General features: G+C 69.2%; 14 protein-coding genes and 4 pseudogenes. 8 read left to right on the forward strand and 10 right to left on the reverse strand.

From position 1 onward, the window contains the following. Window positions 1–11 precede the first annotated feature (11 nt). Window positions 12–629 (reverse strand): TOPRIM nucleotidyl transferase/hydrolase domain-containing protein, encoded by a 618-nt coding sequence (locus ACFVWY_RS05595; RefSeq protein ID WP_389867596.1) that lies wholly within the window; start codon window positions 627–629, stop codon window positions 12–14. Window positions 630–892: 263 nt separating this feature from the next. Here ACFVWY_RS05595 and ACFVWY_RS05600 point away from each other — a divergent pair, with 263 nt between their 5' ends. From ACFVWY_RS05600 to ACFVWY_RS05610, 3 genes are read left to right on the forward strand one after another with little or no spacing between them, the layout of a single operon-like run. Then, window positions 893–1,858 (forward strand): ATP-binding cassette domain-containing protein, encoded by a 966-nt coding sequence (locus tag ACFVWY_RS05600; protein ID WP_389867597.1) that lies wholly within the window; start codon window positions 893–895, stop codon window positions 1,856–1,858. After that, window positions 1,855–2,676: an ABC transporter permease gene (locus ACFVWY_RS05605; RefSeq protein WP_389867599.1), complete on the forward strand. Its 822-nt coding sequence runs from the start codon at window positions 1,855–1,857 to the stop codon at window positions 2,674–2,676. The genes ACFVWY_RS05600 and ACFVWY_RS05605 overlap by 4 nt, the downstream gene beginning before the upstream one ends. Window positions 2,677–2,681: 5 nt before the next feature. Then, entirely contained in the window at window positions 2,682–3,269 is a 588-nt protein-coding gene (locus ACFVWY_RS05610; RefSeq protein ID WP_389867601.1) for a TetR/AcrR family transcriptional regulator, read from the forward strand. Window positions 3,270–4,416: 1,147 nt separating this feature from the next. Here the strand turns inward: ACFVWY_RS05610 and ACFVWY_RS05615 are convergent. From ACFVWY_RS05615 to ACFVWY_RS05630, 4 genes and pseudogenes are all read right to left on the reverse strand, one after another. Continuing rightward, window positions 4,417–5,697, reverse strand: a complete 1,281-nt coding sequence (locus ACFVWY_RS05615) for a cation:proton antiporter (RefSeq protein ID WP_389867603.1) — start codon at window positions 5,695–5,697, stop codon at window positions 4,417–4,419. Between the two features lie 63 nt (window positions 5,698–5,760). Beyond that, window positions 5,761–6,003: a hypothetical protein gene (locus ACFVWY_RS05620; RefSeq protein WP_389867605.1), complete on the reverse strand. Its 243-nt coding sequence runs from the start codon at window positions 6,001–6,003 to the stop codon at window positions 5,761–5,763. A gap of 552 nt (window positions 6,004–6,555) precedes the next feature. Next, on the reverse strand, window positions 6,556–6,921 hold the full coding sequence (locus tag ACFVWY_RS05625; RefSeq protein WP_389867755.1) for a hypothetical protein: 366 nt from the start codon (window positions 6,919–6,921) through the stop codon (window positions 6,556–6,558). 480 nt (window positions 6,922–7,401) lie between these two features. After that, window positions 7,402–7,722: pseudogene (locus ACFVWY_RS05630) on the reverse strand (transposase); the annotation flags it as partial. A gap of 201 nt (window positions 7,723–7,923) precedes the next feature. Here ACFVWY_RS05630 and ACFVWY_RS05635 point away from each other — a divergent pair. Both ACFVWY_RS05635 and ACFVWY_RS05640 read left to right on the forward strand, forming a co-directional pair. Further along, complete coding sequence (locus ACFVWY_RS05635; protein ID WP_389867607.1) at window positions 7,924–8,592, forward strand: hypothetical protein; 669 nt, start codon at window positions 7,924–7,926, stop codon at window positions 8,590–8,592. Between the two features lie 21 nt (window positions 8,593–8,613). Then, window positions 8,614–9,225: pseudogene (locus ACFVWY_RS05640) on the forward strand (DDE-type integrase/transposase/recombinase); the annotation flags it as partial. 60 nt (window positions 9,226–9,285) lie between these two features. Here ACFVWY_RS05640 and ACFVWY_RS05645 read toward each other — a convergent pair. Then, window positions 9,286–9,447, reverse strand: a pseudogene (locus tag ACFVWY_RS05645) (IS5/IS1182 family transposase); the annotation flags it as partial. Window positions 9,448–9,543: 96 nt separating this feature from the next. Here ACFVWY_RS05645 and ACFVWY_RS05650 point away from each other — a divergent pair. Continuing rightward, window positions 9,544–11,340 carry a hypothetical protein gene (locus tag ACFVWY_RS05650; RefSeq protein WP_389867609.1) on the forward strand — a complete coding sequence of 599 codons (1,797 nt, stop codon included), beginning with the start codon at window positions 9,544–9,546 and terminating at the stop codon, window positions 11,338–11,340. Between the two features lie 7 nt (window positions 11,341–11,347). Here ACFVWY_RS05650 and ACFVWY_RS05655 read toward each other — a convergent pair whose 3' ends face one another. Continuing rightward, complete coding sequence (locus ACFVWY_RS05655) at window positions 11,348–11,710, reverse strand: hypothetical protein (protein WP_389867611.1); 363 nt, start codon at window positions 11,708–11,710, stop codon at window positions 11,348–11,350. Between the two features lie 417 nt (window positions 11,711–12,127). Here ACFVWY_RS05655 and ACFVWY_RS05660 point away from each other — a divergent pair. Continuing rightward, a pseudogene (locus ACFVWY_RS05660) lies at window positions 12,128–12,880 on the forward strand (transposase family protein). A gap of 16 nt (window positions 12,881–12,896) precedes the next feature. Here the strand turns inward: ACFVWY_RS05660 and ACFVWY_RS05665 are convergent. The 3 genes from ACFVWY_RS05665 to ACFVWY_RS05675 form a co-directional block, all read right to left on the reverse strand. Continuing rightward, window positions 12,897–13,517, reverse strand: a complete 621-nt coding sequence (locus ACFVWY_RS05665; protein ID WP_389867613.1) for a hypothetical protein — start codon at window positions 13,515–13,517, stop codon at window positions 12,897–12,899. A gap of 179 nt (window positions 13,518–13,696) precedes the next feature. Continuing rightward, window positions 13,697–14,218, reverse strand: coding sequence for a hypothetical protein (locus ACFVWY_RS05670; protein WP_389867615.1), 522 nt, complete (start codon window positions 14,216–14,218; stop codon window positions 13,697–13,699). A 10-nt stretch (window positions 14,219–14,228) separates the two neighbouring features. Next, a complete protein-coding gene (locus ACFVWY_RS05675; RefSeq protein ID WP_389867617.1) occupies window positions 14,229–14,984 on the reverse strand; it encodes a hypothetical protein in 756 nt (251 codons plus the stop codon). A gap of 895 nt (window positions 14,985–15,879) precedes the next feature. Here ACFVWY_RS05675 and ACFVWY_RS05680 point away from each other — a divergent pair. Next, window positions 15,880–18,603 (forward strand): type I polyketide synthase, encoded by a 2,724-nt coding sequence (locus tag ACFVWY_RS05680; protein ID WP_389867619.1) that lies wholly within the window; start codon window positions 15,880–15,882, stop codon window positions 18,601–18,603.

Consider the following 18,603-nt stretch of genomic DNA (forward strand, 5'->3'; position numbering starts at 1 on the left):
GCCCGCGACGGTCAGAGAGCGGCGAACAGGCCGTCGAGCGGGGCGGGTACGCGGTCGGGGCCGAGGGCCTCGACCAGGACCCGGCCGTAGTGGATCTTGCGCCCCTTCTTCGTGCCGAGGAAGCGGCGCACCTGCTGCTCCGGAGCGCGGCCCCGCTGCGCGGGCTGGCCGAGGAAGGTCTCCAGGGGGCGCAGATCGCCCTGCTCCTCGATCAGTTCCTTCACCCGGGCCACGCCGAGCGCGCGGATCAGCTCGTCCTCCAGGTCCGCGGCGCAGACGAAGAACTCCTGCGGCACCGCACCGGCCCGCTCCAGGCCACGGGCGTAGTAGCCGCGCTCGCGCTCGTCGCAGAGTCCGGTGAGGCGCAGGCCCAGACCGGTCGGCCCGAGCAGCCGCGCGAACCGCCCGACACTCATCGCCCCGCCCATCGGCAGGACGCAGACCCCTTCCGCCGCCAGGTCCCGGCCGCGGGCGTCGGCCAGCGCCTCGACCGCCGCGGCGTCGCTCGGCCCCTCCAGCAGGACGACCGTCCGGACCGGCAGCCGTGCGGCCAGTTCACGCGCGGGGCCCTCGGGGCCGCCCGCCGCCCACGCCACGACCGTCTTCTCGAACAACCGCATGTCCGCCATGGGCCGAGTCTGGTCCCCGCCCGCGCTCCCCGCCAAGGAATTTCGCCGCGGTGGCCGGACTCCGTGCCCCGGCCCCCGCGAGGGGGCCGGTGGCCCGCCGCGAGGCCCCGTGAGGGGTCAGCGACAGGCCGGACAGGTGCGGGCGCCGCGCATTCGGCTCACCGGTGCCGTGGCCCGTGGCACCGGTGGCCCCGCATTGCGGTGACCGGGTTCCCGGGAGGGCCCGCTTGCAAAACCTACCTATCGATAGGTAGGTTTTGAGTATGGACGACACCGCCACCCCATCCATCCGCGCCATCGGGCTCGGCCGGGACTTCGCCGAACGCACCGCGGTGCAACGGCTCGACCTGGAAGTGAACCCCGGAGAGGTCTACGGGCTGCTCGGCCCCAACGGTTCGGGCAAGACCACAACCGTCCGGATGCTCACCACAGTGCTCCGCCCCTCCCGGGGTACCGCCCAGGTCGCTGGCGCCGACATCACCCGCGACCCCGGCACCGTCCGCCGCCGTAGCGGGGTCGTCCTCCAGGGCACCGCACTCGACCCTCTCATGAACGCCCGCGAACTGCTGTGCCTGCAAGGGCGACTCCAGTCGCTCACCGCCCGGCAGGCCCGCGCACGCTGCACCGAACTTCTCGACGCCTTTGACGCGCAGGACTTCGCGCACACCCCGGTCGGCAAGCTCAGCGGGGGCCAGCGCCGCCGGATCGACCTCGCCGTCGCCCTGGTCCAGCGCCCGGACGTCCTCTTCCTGGACGAACCCACCACGGGGCTCGACCCGGCCAGCCGCCGGGGCCTGTGGGACGAGATCCGCGCGCTGTCCGCCAACCACGGCGTAACCGTCCTGCTGACCACCCAGTACCTGGAAGAGGCCGACCAGCTCTGCGACCGCGTCGGCATCCTCCGCGCCGGACACCTCATCGCCTCCGCCGCCCCGCACGTCCTCAAGGAGGAGATCGGTGGCCGCGTCCTGACCCTGCGCTTCCGCGACGCCTCCACCGCCGACCAGGCCCGGGAGCTGCTCACCGCCAGGAACGAGCAGCTCCAGACGGCCGAAGCCGCCCCTCACGCGGTGAGCATCCGGCTCACCCGCCCCGGAGCCGACGGGGAGACGCTGCTCACCCTGGCCTCCGCCGGCCTGCACGCCGCATCCCTGACCGTCGACGAACCCAGCCTGGAAGACGTCTTCCTCCGCCTGGCCCTCACCCCGGAAGGTGCCACCGCCGCATGAGCACCGTCACCGCCGCCGACACCGCCCCCGTCAGCCCGCCCGCCGCACCGAATGCCAGGGCGGCCCTGGGACCGTTGACCGCTCGCTCGGTAAGGTCCTGTCTCCGTACGCCTTCCCTGCTCCTCTCACCGCTGCTCACGAGCGCTTTCTTCATGATCATCTACGAGGGGCAGCTGTCCTCGGCCGTGGCCGCGACCGCTCCCGGTGGCCGCTACATCGACGTGGTCCTGCCGCTGTGCCTGCTCACCACCGCCTTCACCGGCGGCGCCACCGCGGGGCAGCTGCTGGTGCGTGACATCGGCTCGGGCTATCACGCGCGGCTCTGGCTCACCCCGGTCAGCCGCTGGGCCCTCGTCACCGCCCCAGTCCTGGCAGGGATGGCCGTCCTGACCGTTCAGGCCGCCACGCTCACCGGACTCGGCCTGCTGCTCGGCCTGAACCCCGTCTCCGGCGCCCCCGCCCTCATCGCTCTGACCGGCGCCACCGTGCTGCTGGGCACGGGATTCCTGCTGCTGGCCGCCGCGGTCGGCCTCCACACCGGCAACAGCTCGGCGGTCGGTTCCGTGACCCTGGTCTTCTTCCCGCTCTCCTTCTTCACCGCCACCTTCGTCCCGCGCGACCAGCTCGGTGGCTGGATGGCCCGCGCGGCCGACATCAACCCGCTCACCCCGCCGCTGGACGCCATGCGCAGCCTGCTGGCATCGCCCTGGAACGAGCAGAACCTGCTGCCGGGCACCCTCGTCGCCCTCGCCATCCTGGTGGCGGGGGCCGCAGCAGCCCACCTCGCCCTGACCCGCCGTACCCGTACAGGAGTCTGACCACCATGCCCCGCCAGACCGACACCCGCGCCCGTGCCCGCGACGAGTTCGCCCGCCGACTCGCCGACTACGGCTACCTCGGCGTCTCCCTCGACGACATCGCCAAAGCCGTCGACGTGAAGAAGGCCAGCCTCTATCACCACTTTCCCGGTGGAAAGCCCGCCCTGTTCATGGAGGTGGCCGACCACTACACCAAGGAAGCCTCAGCCCTCCTCCAGAGCGCGCTCGCCACCCCCGGCACCCTGCGCGACAAACTCCTCGCCCTCGCTGCCTCCTACGCCCAGGGCACCTACAACTCCGCGCTCAGCAACCAGATCTACTACGCGACCCGCCACCTCGAAGACGACCAGCGCACCGAGGTCTCCCACGCCTACGTGCGCGGCCTCATCCAGCCGGTGACCGACCTCATGACCCAGGCGGTGGCCACGGGCGAACTACGGGAAGCCGATCCGGGGTTCCTCGCCACCGCCTTCATGGAGCTCGCCGCCACCGTCCATCCCCCGCAGGACGGCTGCGTCCCGGCCGCCGTCGACCGCCTGGCCCAGGACGTCGTCGACCTCTTCCTTCGAGGAGCGGGCCCAGACACTCCCTGATCTGTGGCTTCCTTCACCTTCCGGGGCTTCTGGCACAGATCCTGGGGAGCGACCGCGGAGCGCTACGCCCATACCGAAGGCCGTCGCGCGGCCGGTGTGCTCCCGGCGCGTGAAGCCGGCCCACTGGCCGCGTGACTGATCCGCCGCCCCGGTGCGGAGACCATCGGCCAGGACCGGGCAGGCGCCTACGCCGCGGGCACCCGGCATGGCGCCCCCGGCGCTCCGCGGGTCGCGGAGCGCTCTCACTCACCTGCGCCAGAGCCTGGGCCGGGCCGTGGAGACCTGCGTCGCCGCCCACCGCGACCGCCCGCGCACCCGAACGCCCAACGGCCTCCTGCCACAGGAAACCCGGCCAGCTTCCGGTCAGTAACAGAACGACTCGGAGCCCGTCGGCCGACGAGCCGAGCACAAGAAGGCCGCACACGCCCTGGTCCCCGAGATGCCCGCCCAGGGCCACTCACGCCGGGCAATCACCCGGCACCGAGTCAGCGGAACGTCAGACCGCCGCACTCCGTGAACAGTCCCGCAAGGCCTTCCCCGAACCGCCCGCACCAGGTGACGCAGCAGCCCTGATCGAGCGAGCCCGCGTCAAGCACCGACGCCAGGCCGCGGCGACCGAGGCTGCCGCGCCGAGCCGGGCACGGCGGGAGCGCGGTCCGGAAGTCAGGGGCCGCGGCCAGCGTCCCGGACACGACAGCCCTCCAGGGCACTACCTGAGCCCGCCGATCGTCAACACTCCTGTCGATGAGGTCGCCACGGCGTGGCGTTGCGGGTACACGTCTGGTGCATGTGCGACACGCCGCGTGCCGAAGGGGGAAGTTGTGCGGGCAAGGGACGGGCAGGTCTGACGAGCGCAACGACCCCAGGATCGGCCACCTGGTGGCAGCCAACGTCCTCATCGCTCAAGGACATCCTCTGGCCTGCGGAGACGCACGACCGCCGGACCGCTGCAGAAGGCTCGGAAAGACAGCGTGGGGAGGGTGGACCTACCAGCGGCTCTGCCCTCGGGTCGTCATCAGCCCGGGAGGGCTCGCAACACGACGAACGGGAGCCGCGCGTTGACCGTGAGCGGCGTCGCCATCAGCCCTGGAGGGCTCGTGCGCTGCGCCGGGTGAGTACGCCTCCAGAATCGAGTGCGGAGCCGGGGTCATCCGGTGACCTCCCGGGCTGTGTTGCGCTCCGGATCGCCTTGCGGGGCTGGCGGAACCATAACCATCCTCGGGTCGTCGCCCGCCACGCGCTTGAGCAGCGGGGCGGTGGCCGTGGTGGTGACGACGGTCATGATCACCAGGAGGGTGAACAGATCGTCGGTGATGACGCCGATCTGACGGCCGATGCCGAGAACGACGAGTTCGGTCAGACCCCGGCAGTTCATGAGCGTGCCGACCGCGGCCGACCAGCGCCAGTCGCCACCGGCGAGCCGGGCCGCACCGGCCGTGCCACCCCATTTGCCCATGACGGCGACCGCCAGGAGAGCCGCCCCCCAGCCCCACCGTCCGGCCGGGAGGGTGGAGATGTCGGTGTGCAGGCCGGTGTCCACGAAGAACAGCGGGAGGAGAAGGGGCAGCATCACGGCGCGCAGGCGGGCGGCGCTGCACTGGACGGCCAGGAGGCGACGCGGGGCGACGACGCCGAACAGGAAGGCGCCGAAGGCGGGGTGTACGCCGATCTGGCCGGTGGCGTAGGCGCTGAGGCACAGCCCGGCGAAGAGCACCGCCAGGACGAGATCGTCGGAGGTGTGGCCAGCGCGGGTCAGCAAGGCGCGCAGCGCGGGACGCAGGAGGGTGAGGCCGACCGCGTAGGCGGCGGTCAGGGCGAGGGTGGTCAAGGCCGACAGGGCGGTGCCGACGGTGGACAGGGCGACGACGGCGGTGAGCATGCACCAGGCGAGAGCGTCGTCGGCGGCGGCGCAGGCCATGACGAACGTGCCCACGGGTGTGCTCTCCAGGCCGCGGTCGGCGAGGATCCGTGCGAGGACCGGGAACGCGGTGATGCTGAGGGCGACCGCGATGAACAGGGTGAACGGGAGCCGGTCGACCCCGGGTGGTGACAGGTGCGGATACATCGCCGCGGCCAGCACGGCGCCAAGGACCATGGGGAGCAGCACGCCGCTGAGGCTGACGGCGGCTACCGCGCCTCGCGTGGTGCCCAGGGTACGGAGGTCGAGTTCCAGGCCCATCAGGAAGAGGAACGCCAAGAGGCCGAGGTTGCCCAGGGCGGAGGTGATGGGCAGGACCGAGGGCGGAAGCAGGTGGTGCTGGAGACCGGGGGCGATCCAGCCGAGCAGGGAGGGGCCGAGCAGGATGCCCACCAGGATCTCGCCGATGACCGGCGGCTGGCCGAGCAGCCGTACGGCACGGCCGCCGGCCTGGCAGGCGATGACCACAACCGGTACAGCAAGAAGCAGGGGCGGCAGCGGGTCGGACACGGGAGCTCCGAGGGTCGGGGCGGACGGGCTCGGGCAGCGCGGCTGGCGGGGACGCGGTGCGGCTCAGGAGCGGTTGAGAGGCAAGATGGTGCGGTACAGAGAGCCGGGGATCTGGGTGACCTCGGAGTAGTCCACGGTGAGGATCTCGATACCCGGGGGCTGGTCGGCGATGCGGTCGCCGCTGGCGACGACCGTGCCGGGCGTGATCGCCAGGACATTGACCTGAACGGCCCTGGCCTCGTCGTCGTGGACGTCGATCAGGTCGAAGCGGTCAGCGAGCCGCCGGAGTTGAGCGGGCGAGAACAACGCACGCCGGGACCTACAAGGCCGCGCGTGAAGTCGCTGGTGCAGGGCATCGCGACGCGGCGCGGGGTGCCGTATGCGGTGGTGGCGTGCGGGCTTGGCACGACGGGGTCTCCTGATGCGGTTGACGAGGTCGGACGGTGGTGCCGGACGCGGCGCAGGAGGTCTCGGGCTGGACGGGCCCGGCGGTCGGCAGGTCAGGGCTGTCGGCTCCCCGGAGCTTCGCGTGTCACAGCCGACCGTGCTTTCTGGGTGTTCGGCACCGCGGACGATCAGTTCACCGCGAGGTTACGGGAGGGCGCGTTGGCGGGTACGAGGTCGGCGCTGCTGGTGTCGTCGAAGGCCGTGCCAGATCATCCGTTCGAAGCCAGCCCACCACATCACCGGGGTGCCGCCGAGCTTCTCACCGTGCGCGCAACGGCACGTGCGGGGTGGGCCGCCGGGGCCGATGGCGGTGAAGCGGATCAGCCGCACGGGTGACCGCCGGTGCGCTCCTGAGCGGCTTCGATCACGGCGGGGGTGGCGTTCATCAGACCATCTCCTGGGACCAGTGGGTCAGTTGGGTCCACCACTGTGCCATCCCTTCGGAGATTTCCAGGAAGCCGGTGAGGGCCTGGGGAAGGTCGAGGTGGAAGAGTTCACTCTTCCGAAGCACGTCGGCCAGCCCGCGATGCGGGAGGCCTCGACGCTGAGGCCGTCGACCTGGGCCGCACCATGGTCGTCGTCGAGGTGGAGGCGGTGGTGGTCGAGCTTCGGCAGTTGGCCGCCGCTCGCACCGATGGCCAGTTCGCCGTACTGGCCAATGGTGTCCCGCAGGATTTCGGTCTCGGTGATGGCCACGCCCTCGGTGGCGCAGTACCCGCCGACGAGGGCACTGGGTGGGTGGGAGTTGACCATCCGCTCGTGCAGGACCAAGAGCATCTGCGTCTCAGGCGTGGGGCGTGGCCGGTGACCACGAGGTCGAGGGCGCTGAGCAGCACGGTGGAGCACAGGACGCAGTGCGCGGGAACCTTGCCGGGCTCGCCGTCCTCCTCCAGAAGTTGCGGTGCAGCTCGTGGGCGAGCGCGGGGTTGAGGCTGGCCCCCTGGGAGTGGACACCCTGGCTATGGATCTTGATGGTCCAAGGAGGGCTGCCCAGGCGGGACGCCAGTCTCCATAAGCGGAGGGGTTCCGGAGAAACGCCGTCGTCCTGCACCCGTGGGCGGCGGCACGTGCACCTATGCGGCGGCGGCCACGGATCTCGCGTTCACGGCCGAGTCTCTGCGCGCGTGGGTCCGCAGGGACGCCGGAGTACCCGCGTCGATCGCTCGTGGCGGGAACGGTCTGGAGGGCCGGGCCGAGGAGCTGACCCGGCTGCGGGCTGAGACCGACAGGCTGCTGAGGGCAGAGAAGGCGTGGCAGCGTGATGACCAGCGAGAGCACCCGGCACCGACCGTCCGCACTCAGGTGGATCTTGGTAGTAGACCCGCCGCGCGAGCGGCCGAGCGCATCACCTCGCACACCACTTCCGCCAGCCGGTCAACTCCATGTGCCGACCAGCGACGATACCGACTCGTGCACCGCCTTCCACGGCCCGTACCACTCCAGTAGATCGCGCCACTGCACGCCCGTGCGCATCCGGAACAGCACCCCGTTCACGACCTGCCGATGGTCCCGTCACCTGGCACAACGTCCGTTGCTCACCGGCAGAAGCGGCTCCAGGCGCTCCCACTGGGCATTCATCAGGTCACTTCCACTTCCCGTAGTCGTATCAACGACTCAACTGGGCGGCAGCCACGGCCAGAAGCGCGAGGGGAACGATCCCCCCTCCCCTTCCACTCTCTGCGAACCGTCCAGCGAAGACAAGACTGCAATTTTTGCTGTCAAACCAGGAAACTCGTTCCCGAGCGGGGGTCTACACCGCTCTCCAACGGGAGGACACGCATGTCAGACGTCTGGGATCCACATGGCGGCCTGCAGCGCGCGTTGTGGATCGGCGGTGCACAGTGGTCCGGCAAAACCACCGTTGCCGAACTCATCGCCAGAAAACATGGATTGACGGTGTATCACTACGACTATCACGACGCCCGCGGCCACCAGGATCGCCGGATCGCACGTCGTGTGGCCCTGGGCGAGCCCGTGGAAGATCCCACCCCCGACCGTGTCTGGCTGGACCAGGACCCGGAGGAGATGGCTGCCGAGACGCTGGCCGGCTTCCCGGTCCGCTTCGAGTGGGCGCTGGACGACCTGCGCGCACTGTTCACCGGCCGGCCGGCGATCGCCGAGGGGTGGGGGCTGCGACCGGAGCTGGTCGCGCCGCTGCTCGACTCACTCCGGCGCATGGTCGTCCTCGTCCCTACCGAGGACTTCCGCCAGCACCAACTCCGGACTCTCCCGCGCGCGGGAGCTCTCAACGTCCCCGTCACCGACCCGGCCCGCTCCCAGGCCAACCGTCTCGCCCGTGACCGGCTGGTCGCCGTGGACGCAGCACAGAACGCCCGCCGCCTCGGAATCCGCGTCATCGAAGTCGACGGGACGCTCGACGCGGTGGCTGTGGCCGCAGAGGTCGCCGAGCATTTCGCCCCTTACCTTGGCACAGCGACGGCTGCGTGATCGCTCGGCCCAAAAGGTTTCCGCTGTTCATCGCCAGGACACTGCCTCACGCGCCAAAGAGGTGAAGTGAAGGAGTGCCGCTGGGGCTTCCTCTCCGATCGCCGCGCCGCCTGCGGCGGGCAGCGGCTGTGCCAGGTGGTGAGTGCGCCCCGCTCTGGCTGCCATCGGCACCAGACCACGGACCAGACCCGGGCCGGCTGCCAGACAGGGACAGCCGTGGCCGTCTCGGAGATCCGCGCCATCCATGCCGAGCACGCCAGGGCCTACGACGCGTCGCGCATCCGCGCCGAACTCAGGTTCTGGGGCCGCGTCATGAACCGCAAGCCGGTGACGCGGCTGATGCGCGTCCATCACGTCGTCGGCCGTCACCTGCGGCGGAAGAAGCGCACGACAACCGCGGACAAGACGGCCCTGTCCATCGCGGAGCTGGTGATGCGTGACTTCGCCGCCGACGTACTGAACAGGAAGTGGTGCGGCGATATCACGTACATACCTGCTGGTTCGGCGTTGCTTTATCTGACCATGGTGCCCGATATCTGCTCGCGCAGGGTGGTGGGCTGGTCGATCGCCCACCACATGTGCACCGAACTCGTCACGGACGCGATCGAGATGGCCGTGTCCGCCTCCGGCGGCTCACGTAAAAGTTCGGCCATTGCCGACACCTTCGCGGGCGTCATTGAGCGTTTTCCAACCTCACGCTGATGCGTGGTGAGGGACGGGGACAGCCTTGACGACGTCGGTGATGCGGTTGGTGCTGCGGCGGAGCTTCGCAGGAGGCGCCACCCCTTGAGGGTGCACCATGGCCTGCTCGCCGAGGCAGCGGATCTTGGCGTGGGTGGTGTTGTGGCGGCGCTTCCGCTTGAGGTGGCGGCCCGAAACGGGCCCCCTTCTTCACCATGATGGTCGCCTTGGGCTACGGTCGTGCCCCGTGTCTGCAAGGGAGTGGTGCTGATGCCCCGCCATGTACTGGCCGCGACGCGCATGGACGGCAGGGAGATCGCCCGCGAGGAGCGCCCCGCCGCGCCATCGCTCACCATGGTCGCCGCGTACGGAGACCTCCATGTCTGCGAGTACGTGACCGTCTCCCAGGGGAAGTCCGTCGGGCTCTACGCCCGCGATCCCGGAGGCACGTGGGACGCTGTGAGCCCCGGGACCGACGCGGTGACCGCCGACGAGATGCGCCTGTGGTTCGAGCTCGCCCACCACTACCCGGGCCCGGACGGGGCGGACCCTAGCCATCCGCTGGGCAGGGCCCCGCAGCCGGGTGCGGTCGGGCGTATCGACGAGCGGCGCGCCATCGCCCTGGTCCAGGAGCACATCGCCACCGGCGGCCTGGACTACCCGGCCCAGGGCCTGGTCGCGGATCGGTTCGCCGCGGGCTGGAGCGTATACGCGCCCGTCGACGTCGACGACAGCGATCCCATGGCCTTCCTCGACATGCCCGTCGGCCGTTCGGTGTTCATGGTCGGCGACACGGGGCGCATCAAGGAGGTCACCTCCGCGATCCCGCCCGAACAGGCCGCCGCCCTGTTCACCGCGGAGGAGACCTTCGTACGGCGTCCGCCCGCCGAGGAGACGTTCATGAACGACCTCAAGGCGGAGTTCGAGCGCCTCGATGCCCGGTCCGGGCAGCCGGGCGCGATCACCGACTTCACCGTCGTCGGCGCCCCGCCCGAGGACGTGACGGCGGCCCGCGTGACCGCGCTGACCGACGAGATCGCCCGCCAGCTGGCGTTGTGCGGACCACAGCAGTGGGAGCGCATGGTGGCAGCATTCTCCTGCGCCGTCTCTGCCGAGACGGCCGATCTGCGCTTCTGGCAGCACGAACGGCCCGTGGAGGCACGGGTGCCGGAGCAGATAGCCCTCCTCGTACGCCGCCAGCGCCACCTCGCGGCCGCCATGCCGGCCGGACCGTGGCTGCGTCTGATGGTCGCCGTCACCAAGGGGCCCGGCGGCCAGGCCCAGGTCTCCACCCAGTACGACTACGGTGACGAGCGGCTCCCCGACGGGCAGTTGCTCGCCCCCACGCACTACCGCAACGACCTCGCCGCCTACCCGCGGGCCGAGGTTCCGGCGTGGCTTCGGGCCTATGCCGGGGCGAACGGCCAGCGCACGGCATCCCCGCACACGGCATCCCCGCACACGGCACCTCCGCGATCCGCACCCCCGCGCCAGGAGGCCCCCGAGCGCCCCTTCGTGGACAGTCTGGTCGGCTGGACGACACACGTGGTCGCCGACCGGCAGCGGATCACGTACGGCGGTGACTCGCTGGCCTGGGAGGAGATCGAGTGGGTCCGGTATCCCGTCTCTCGGACCAAACACCAGGGCTTCCTGTTCCCCTCCATGCACACCCATACGTACACGTTCGGCGTGGGCAGATACGGGAACTCACCGGAGAGCCTGGGAAATCTGATCTGGAGCAAGGGCGGCAAGAGGGCCGAGGCCCCCGAAGCGTGGCTGGCCCTGGTCGAGTTCGCGCAGCGCGTCCTGGAACCCCAGCTGCTCGCGGAGCATCTCAACCTGATCCGGCGCGGCGGGTCGTTCACCATCGGCGAGATGCGCGTGCACCGCGGCGGGCTCACGCTGCGCGGGGTCATGGAGGCCGATTGGGGTTCGATCACGGACGTCGAGGTCGCGGACGGCCTGGTGTGGATCCATGAGCGGGGCAGGCAGCAGGCGGTGAGGGTGTCACTCGGCAGCGCCAACGCCGTACTCCTGCCCCGCATCGTGGCGGCCATGGCCGGCTGAACCGCGGCTATCCGTGCAGACGCCCCGAGACCTGCGTGATCTCCTCGGCGCCCAGCGGGTACGGGTTGCCGTACAGCAGCGGACCGGTGACGACGGCGGGACCGGTGACGGGCGCCACGCCGTGATCGGACGCGAGCCGACTGGCCACGGGGTTGGGCGGGCCGGAGTGCGCCCGACCCGGGCCGTCCTCGGCGTACCAGAGGGTGAGCTCCTCGCCGAGCTTGGTGGAGCGTATGTGCTCCGAACCGAGAAGACGAGCGACCTCCTGCACGAGATCCATCCCGTACGACGCGGTCTTCACCTGCTGGATGCCCCTGTCGGACACGAGCAGCACGCCGGACGTCGCCTTGTTCCGCTTGAAGAGTCCCATCCCGTCACTCTATTGACGCAGCCACATCACCTGCCACCCTCTTCCCTGACCCCGTCACGCTTCTCGGACCCCGTCACGCGCCGGCGCTTCCCCGCGCGCGGTGCGCCTGGCAATCCGCACATGCGGAGCCATGGATTTCGCTCAGCGGGGGTGAGCCTTCTCGAAGCTGGCCGCTGGACGAAAACCCGGGCTGCAAGGTGACCAGCGAGCCCGTCACGCTTGCTTCCATCGCGGTGCCGGCGTGAAGCCTGAGTGCGGCAAAGGCTGTCGCCCCCGTACAGGAGACGACCTCCGGAAGGGTCAGTGAGCCGTTTCCAACCTGCCGGGTGGTCGGATCGGCAGCCCCGGCGGTGGGCATGAAGAAAGCTCCTGGTAGACGGTTCACGACCAAGATCACCAGCCCGCCAGGAGCTTCGCGTGTTTGTCTACCCGTCCGCCATCGATCTGTCCAGCCGCACCCTGCGGTACCTCGTCGGCCTGCCCGCAGACCACCGGCGCCGGATCGGTTCCCGGTGGCGCCGCCTGGCCTGCGGCTGACAGGCCCTGCCCGTCCTGGCCCATCTGAGGTGCGGCGATACCTACGCCCGTCTCGCCACGGGCTTCCGGATCGGAATCGCCACGGTCTACCGCTACATACGCGAGGCCGTCGATCTGCTCGCCGCCCTCGCGCCCACCGTGGAGCAGGCCATGGAGACCGTTCGGCGGAAGGAGTACGTGATCCTCGACGGCACCGTCTTCCCGATCGACCGCATCGCCGCCGACCGGCCGTACCGCTCGGGCAAGAAGAAGCACCACGAGATGAACGTGCAGGTCCTCGCCGATCCCGCGGGACGCCTGATCTGGGCCTCCGACGCCCTGCCGGGAGCCACCCACGACCTGACCGCGGCCCGGACCCGCGGCATCCCCGACGCCCTCGCCGCCGACAACATCAAGTGCTGGGCCGACAAGGCGTATCAGGGTGCCGACCCCGCGATACGCGTCCCGATCCGGGGAAGGCACCTGCGCGGCTGGCGCCGACGTCACAACCGCGACCACGCCAAGATCCGCAGCCCCGGCGAACGCGCTATGGCGATCCTCAGGTGCTGACGGCTCCTGCGAAAAATCCGCTGCAGCACCACCCGGATCACCGCCCTCGTCCGGGCCGTCGTCGCCCTCGCACTCGCCAGCTGATCAAGATGGAAAAGGCTCATGAACGTAGGGCACAGAACAGGATGCTCGGATAGGTTGCCGTAAAGGCCCAGAAAAAAGTATTCAGTCGCATCAGAAAAGCCGCTGCCACGTGAAATGACAGCATGGCTGCCAGCAGCACGTAGGTGAGCGGCTGGAATCCCAGCAATGCGGAGGGGAATACGCATTCGAGCACGATGGTAGCCCACCCCAAGATCCAAGCCGTTCTCTGATGACACGCGAGGACCTGTCCGATTCTGCGGTGGCCGTAGCTGTTGGTGCCGAGGATGCCTGGCAGAGCACGGCCATCTCTCCATACCGGGGAAACGGACTTGGCAACGCCGGCCGTGATGTAGGCGAGACATGCCTGTGCTGCCACGAACCACAGGAAAAGCTCACGCGCCCTCGGGGTGCCGATCATCTCGGCGAGCGAGGCGGCGACAAAGATGATCAATGTCATCTGGTCTGCCCCGTCCGTTCCGTACGGCGAGCGCCGAGCCAGAAGCAATGAGGTTACCGCGACGAGGGCTGCGGAGACACCAAGGGGGAGCGGCAGGCCGACTACTAGCGCGGCTGCGGCAATTAATCTCAGGGTGACTGTCCCGAGGAACCTTGGGTACGCGAAGAGCGTTTCCAGCATTCTCCCGACCGTCGGCGTCACGTTCCAGGGTCGGCCAGTCCGGGCCACGGGCCAGCTGGCGAGTGCATGGTTGGCCAGCAATCGTGGACGAGCCACGTACTCTAGCGACGAGATGGCCACACCGACAGCTGCCAGGCTGACCGTGAGGCGGAAGGCAAATGCAGAATCCAAGGTCGCACTCAGCCGATCGCATGCAATGACGAGACGAAGATGACTGTGGGGGATTTTTTCACAGCCGAGCTCTGTGACGCCACCAGAACGAACTGCGTGAGGCAGTCCTCATCCAGCCGAGGCAGCTCTGAGACGTGGTTGAGTAGCGCCAAGTAGGGCACGGACAGCTCGATTTCCCTCTTGCTTCGCTCTTCGGCCACCAGCTTCATGAGCTCAATAGTGGTGTCGGTAACCGCCTTAATGTGACGGCGGCCAGGATTCCACACCGCGCGAACAAGCGGATGACTGACTGGCGGGTGGGGGGTCTCCCGCCAGGGCGAGAGTGCACCACTGGGCGTCCGGTCGCGGAAAACGAGCACAAAGTCCTGCATCGCTGGTCGCGGCGCGAAGAAATGCCAGCGCGGGATCAGGCCGAACAGGTCAGACCGTCTTAACCGATCTTGCAAGCGCGACTGCACCTGGCACAGGCATGTCACCACCAGCCAGGCGAAGAAGAGGAGGGCGAGCACTAATTCGGCGAGTGAGTTCATAGCGCGGCCTTCATCTGTGGGTGTGCCCGAGCAGCTCGCGTCGCCGGTCGAGCAGCTTTCGGGCGGACGCCGCGGGGCCCATGCGCTCGAGCTCTTCTTCGGAGAGTGAGACCTCTTCGGTTTCGAGAGGCGCTAGAACTTGAATAGCCGTGAGGAGCTGCCACGCGTAGTCCGTCAGGTTGTCACAGCAGTCACCACGCACGCTGAGGTTCATCTCGAGCTGATCCTCGGGAACCTGCTCGACCGCCGCTCGCTCAACCTCAGTCATCGGCGCTGTGTGTCGCAGAGCAAGCGCAGCGAGCCTGCCCTTGCTGCCCGGCACCCGGTGCTCAACAAGGGTGAGCTCATCAGGGTCGAGGCGCCCGCCGTTGTAGGGGTTCTCCAGCACCATAAACTGAGGGCCCGGGGGTGGGAAGATGTTGGTCGCAAGTGTCCGACACCCGTATCGGATACTGGCGAAGCTCTCGGTATCCCGGAGAAGCCGGTACGCCTGGTAATAGGTCAGCTGCTCCCGTCCCCGCAGCCTTTCGTGGATTTCCAGCGAGAGCTGGACGTCAAGACCGGACGATCCTGACGCGGCGTCACGCACGCGCTGCAGAAGAGGATCCCCCGCATGCGTGATATACACCGTGACGCTTCCAGGAGGTGCCAGCACTCCCCTGGATGGATCACTCGGCAGGTAATCGATGATCTCGATGCGGCTGCGGCGGAGCTCGCGCTCCTCCAGCTCATCGGCCGCAAGTTGCAGTGCAGTGGATCTGTCCACGACGGGTCAACCTCGCTTCACCGTAGGGTGCCGATGATGACAGTATGTGGATAAATATCCCGGTTGTCGAAAGCGCAAGACCTCATTCCTCGACCATCAGAGCGAGAACCTCCAGGCCCAATGGACTGGAGGAGTTGATAAGCCCATGGGCAAGACCACTCGACCGGCCTACGCCCCTTGTCTTCCGTCGGGCAGGTCTCTCTTTCCGGATTAACGGTCCCGGACGTGATCTTGGGGTTGCAGGCCTGAGTGGCGCACCTCCGGCGGAATGCATCGGCACTGGCACTTGACAGTGCGGTCGTACTCGCACCCCTGGGCCACCTGCGGTGTGACAGTCACCTGTGCCGTCAGCCTGGGGTTGCCTCATGGGAATCCAGTCCGCATGGCGAATCCGGTTCCGCTCAACGACTCGATCAGGGTCTTGTTGGCCCGCTCGAGTTCGGCGTTCCCCTTCTTCGGCACCTTGAGTTGGGCAGACGAGAAGGCCGCGCCGTGACTCGTTTCTTTTCAGATAGGCCCTCCGCCGCCAACCGCGGACACCGAACCAGCGCATCCCAACAAATGGGGATTCTTTCACTATGCTGAATTTTCTGATGCGGATCCACTCTGGCGAGGAGGTACGTGATGGCCCGCCCCGAGCCCTGGGAGGTTGACCGGACTCCACGGGAGTTCCTTCCTCAGGAACAGGAGCTGGGCTTTGACTCAGGCATGACCTGCTGGCATCGAATGCGAGGCTGGGACATGCGCGGCGCAGGCCCGTTGGAATTCTCCCGGACCTCGATTTCCGCCTCCCGCTTGCGGGCCCCGCGAGAACGCACACCGAGATCACGCACACGCCGCAGAGCTCCGCTCGGATGCTGGCGTACCTGTGTACACGCGCTGAGAGGGGCGAGTCGTGCCCGATCCTGACGCAGTGGCCATCGTGGGTATGGGCTGCCGGTTTCCCGGATCGCCGTCGCCGGAGGTTTTCTGGGAAAAGTTGTGCTGCGGTGCTGATTTGGTGGGATCCCCCGCCGCGGGCCGGAACAGCAGTGATCGGAATCCTGGCACCAGCCGCGCGGAACTTCGCGACATGGAGGTAGCGGGTAATTACCTCCCCGACGTCGATCTGTTCGAGCCGGCCTTTTTCGGAATGACACCGCGCGAGGCCTCAGCGGTCGACCCCCAGCATCGGATCCTGCTGGAGGTGGCTTGGGAATCGCTGGAACATGCCGCGATCGATGCGCAGACGCTACGCGGCCAACCCGTCGGCGTGTTCGTGGGGTTGTCCACGAATGACTACGGCCTGCTCGCGGACAAGGTATCCGACCCGGTAGGACCGTACATGGCGCTCGGCAACGCGAAGAGTCTCGCCGCCAACCGCATCTCCTATGCGCTGGACCTGCGTGGACCGAGCATGACCATCGACGCCGCTTGCGCCTCGTCGCTCGTCGCCGTCCACCAGGCCTGCCGCAGCCTGAAACTCGGCGAGTCGGACCTCTGCCTCGCTGGCGGCGTCAACCTGATCCTCAGCCCGACGGCCTCAGCCAGCTTCGGGCGCGCCCGCATGCTGTCCCCGCAGAGGCGCTGCCGAAGCTTCGATCGTTCGGCCGACGGATACGTGCGCGCAGAAGGCTGCGGGATGGTCGTACTCCGGCGGCTGGCGGACGCGGTGCGAGACGGCGACCCGGTCTGGGCCGTCATTCTCGGAGCGGCGACCAACCACGTCGGCGCCGCACCAGCCATCACCGTCCCGGTGGCCCAGGCGCAGGCAGAGGTCATGAGCACCGCGCTGGCCAACGCGCGCGTCAACCCCGGCGAGGTCGGCTACGTGGAGGCGCACGGAACGGGTACCCCATCCGGAGATCCTGTCGAGTTGGCTGCCCTTGCTCAGGTGTTGCGGTCAGCACCTTCGACTGGCGCGCGCTGCGCGGTGGGCTCGGTCAAGTCCAACCTCGGCCATCTCGAAGCGGCGGCCGGGATGGCGGGCCTGATCAAAGCGGTACACGTCGTGCGCACCGGGCTGGTGCCGCCCAGTCTGCATTTCGAACGGTTCGCCGATGACGTGCCCGACGTCACCGACCGGCTCTTCGTGCCGACCGAGTTGCTGCCCTGGGGCCACCCAGGCCCCCGCCGCGTCGCCGGGGTCAGCGCGTTCGGCTTCGGTGGGACGAACTGCCACGTGGTGGTGGCCTCCGTCGCCGGCACCGGCGCGACACGGCCCGCCGCCAGCAGCGGACCCTGCTTGCTGGCGCTCAGTGCCCGCACCGAACAGTCGCTGGCGGCCCTCGCGCAACGACACGCGGCCTACCTCAAAGCACACCCCGATGAGGCGCTCGGCGACATCTGCCACACCATGGCTGCCGGGCGGGCCGCCTTCGGCCACCGGATGGCCGTACGCGCGCCGTCGGCCGAGGCGATGGCTGAGGCGATCGTCTCGGACACTCCGAGCAACAGTGCCGCTTGCGTCAGGCGCTCCTCGGGCGACCGTCCCCGCGTAGGACTCCTGGTAGGAAGTCTGACGGGCGTCCGCGCGCCGGATTGGCTGGCCTCCGTCCCCGCCGCGGCAGCCGCCGGCCAGCGGCTCGGCGCGTCAGCCACGACCGATGCCGAGGTCGTCGCGTTTCGCACTCTCTACCAGCTCATTGCCGCCTGGCGCGCCTGGGGGGTCCGTCCGGACCTGGTGGCGGGCGCGGGCACCGGGAACCTGCTCGCGATGGTGGCCGCCGACGCCCTCACGGCGCACGACGGGCTGGCGCTCACGATGCTGCGAGCGCGCGGCGTCGAGACCGACCGGCGCGGGGCGACGGGGCGGCTGCGTACCCCGGCAACCCCCCTGTTCGTCTCCGGCTACGCCGGCTCCTGCGAGGGCCGCTCACGCGACGAGGCCGACTGGGCCGAACTGTGGCACCCTCGGCGTGCGGACGGCGACGCCGACGCCCTCGCCTGGCTCCGGGCCCGCGGCGCCTCCGTGGTGCTGCAGCTGGGCGATACGACGCCAGCAGGCGGGACCGGGCCGCAACTGCCCACCGCAGCGGGCGCGGCGGAGGGCAGCGGGCTGCTGGACGCGCTCGCGCTGCTGTTCACCACCGGTGTGCCGATCGAACTCGGGGCGGTGCCCGCCATGGCCGGAAACCGGCTCCCCAGCCTGCCCACCTATCCGTTCCATCGACAGCCGTTCTGGCTGGCCGACCGCCCGGACGACCGCGCCGCTGCCCCAGCCACCGGCGCGCGCCGGACGGACCTGGCCTCAGCGGCCGGCCTGCTGCGACCGCTCGGCACGGAAGGCACAAACTGGGAGCTGGTGATCGACACCCGGCGCTTGCCGTATGTGGCCGACCACCGCGTCCACGACGCCGTCGTCGTTCCCGGCGTCACGCTGCTGGAAGCGGTGTCGGCGGCCGCCCGCGACCGGCTGGGCACGGCCGGGCTGCGCTTCCACGACGTCGAGTACCGCCGTGTGCTCATCCTCGACGACGGCTCGGCCCGGGTACGGCTACGGCTCAGCGCGCAGACCGACGGCTCACTCGCCTTTCAGATCCGTAGTGCGGGCGAGGCGACGGCCGGGCCAGCGGCGGAAGTGGTCAACGTCGAGGGCCGGGTGGCGCGGGCCGACGAGCTCGCCCGCCCTGAGGCATGA

Origin of the sequence: Streptomyces sp. NPDC058195, assembly GCF_042883525.1 — a bacterium.
Classification (GTDB): Bacteria; Actinomycetota; Actinomycetes; order Streptomycetales; family Streptomycetaceae; genus Streptomyces.

Bases quoted from the DNA above. Each gene is read 5' to 3' on its own strand.
- ACFVWY_RS05625 (WP_389867755.1), bottom strand. From the start codon at position 6,921: ATGCTCTTGGTCCTGCACGAGCGGATGGTCAACTCCCACCCACCCAGT.
- ACFVWY_RS05670 (WP_389867615.1), bottom strand. From the start codon at position 14,218: ATGAACTCACTCGCCGAATTAGTGCTCGCCCTCCTCTTCTTCGCCTGG.
- ACFVWY_RS05665 (WP_389867613.1), bottom strand. From the start codon at position 13,517: ATGCTGGAAACGCTCTTCGCGTACCCAAGGTTCCTCGGGACAGTCACC.
- ACFVWY_RS05595 (WP_389867596.1), bottom strand. From the start codon at position 629: ATGGCGGACATGCGGTTGTTCGAGAAGACGGTCGTGGCGTGGGCGGCG.
- ACFVWY_RS05655 (WP_389867611.1), bottom strand. From the start codon at position 11,710: ATGGGACTCTTCAAGCGGAACAAGGCGACGTCCGGCGTGCTGCTCGTG.
- ACFVWY_RS05650 (WP_389867609.1), top strand. From the start codon at position 9,544: ATGCCCCGCCATGTACTGGCCGCGACGCGCATGGACGGCAGGGAGATC.
- ACFVWY_RS05635 (WP_389867607.1), top strand. From the start codon at position 7,924: ATGTCAGACGTCTGGGATCCACATGGCGGCCTGCAGCGCGCGTTGTGG.
- ACFVWY_RS05600 (WP_389867597.1), top strand. From the start codon at position 893: ATGGACGACACCGCCACCCCATCCATCCGCGCCATCGGGCTCGGCCGG.
- ACFVWY_RS05605 (WP_389867599.1), top strand. From the start codon at position 1,855: ATGAGCACCGTCACCGCCGCCGACACCGCCCCCGTCAGCCCGCCCGCC.
- ACFVWY_RS05610 (WP_389867601.1), top strand. From the start codon at position 2,682: ATGCCCCGCCAGACCGACACCCGCGCCCGTGCCCGCGACGAGTTCGCC.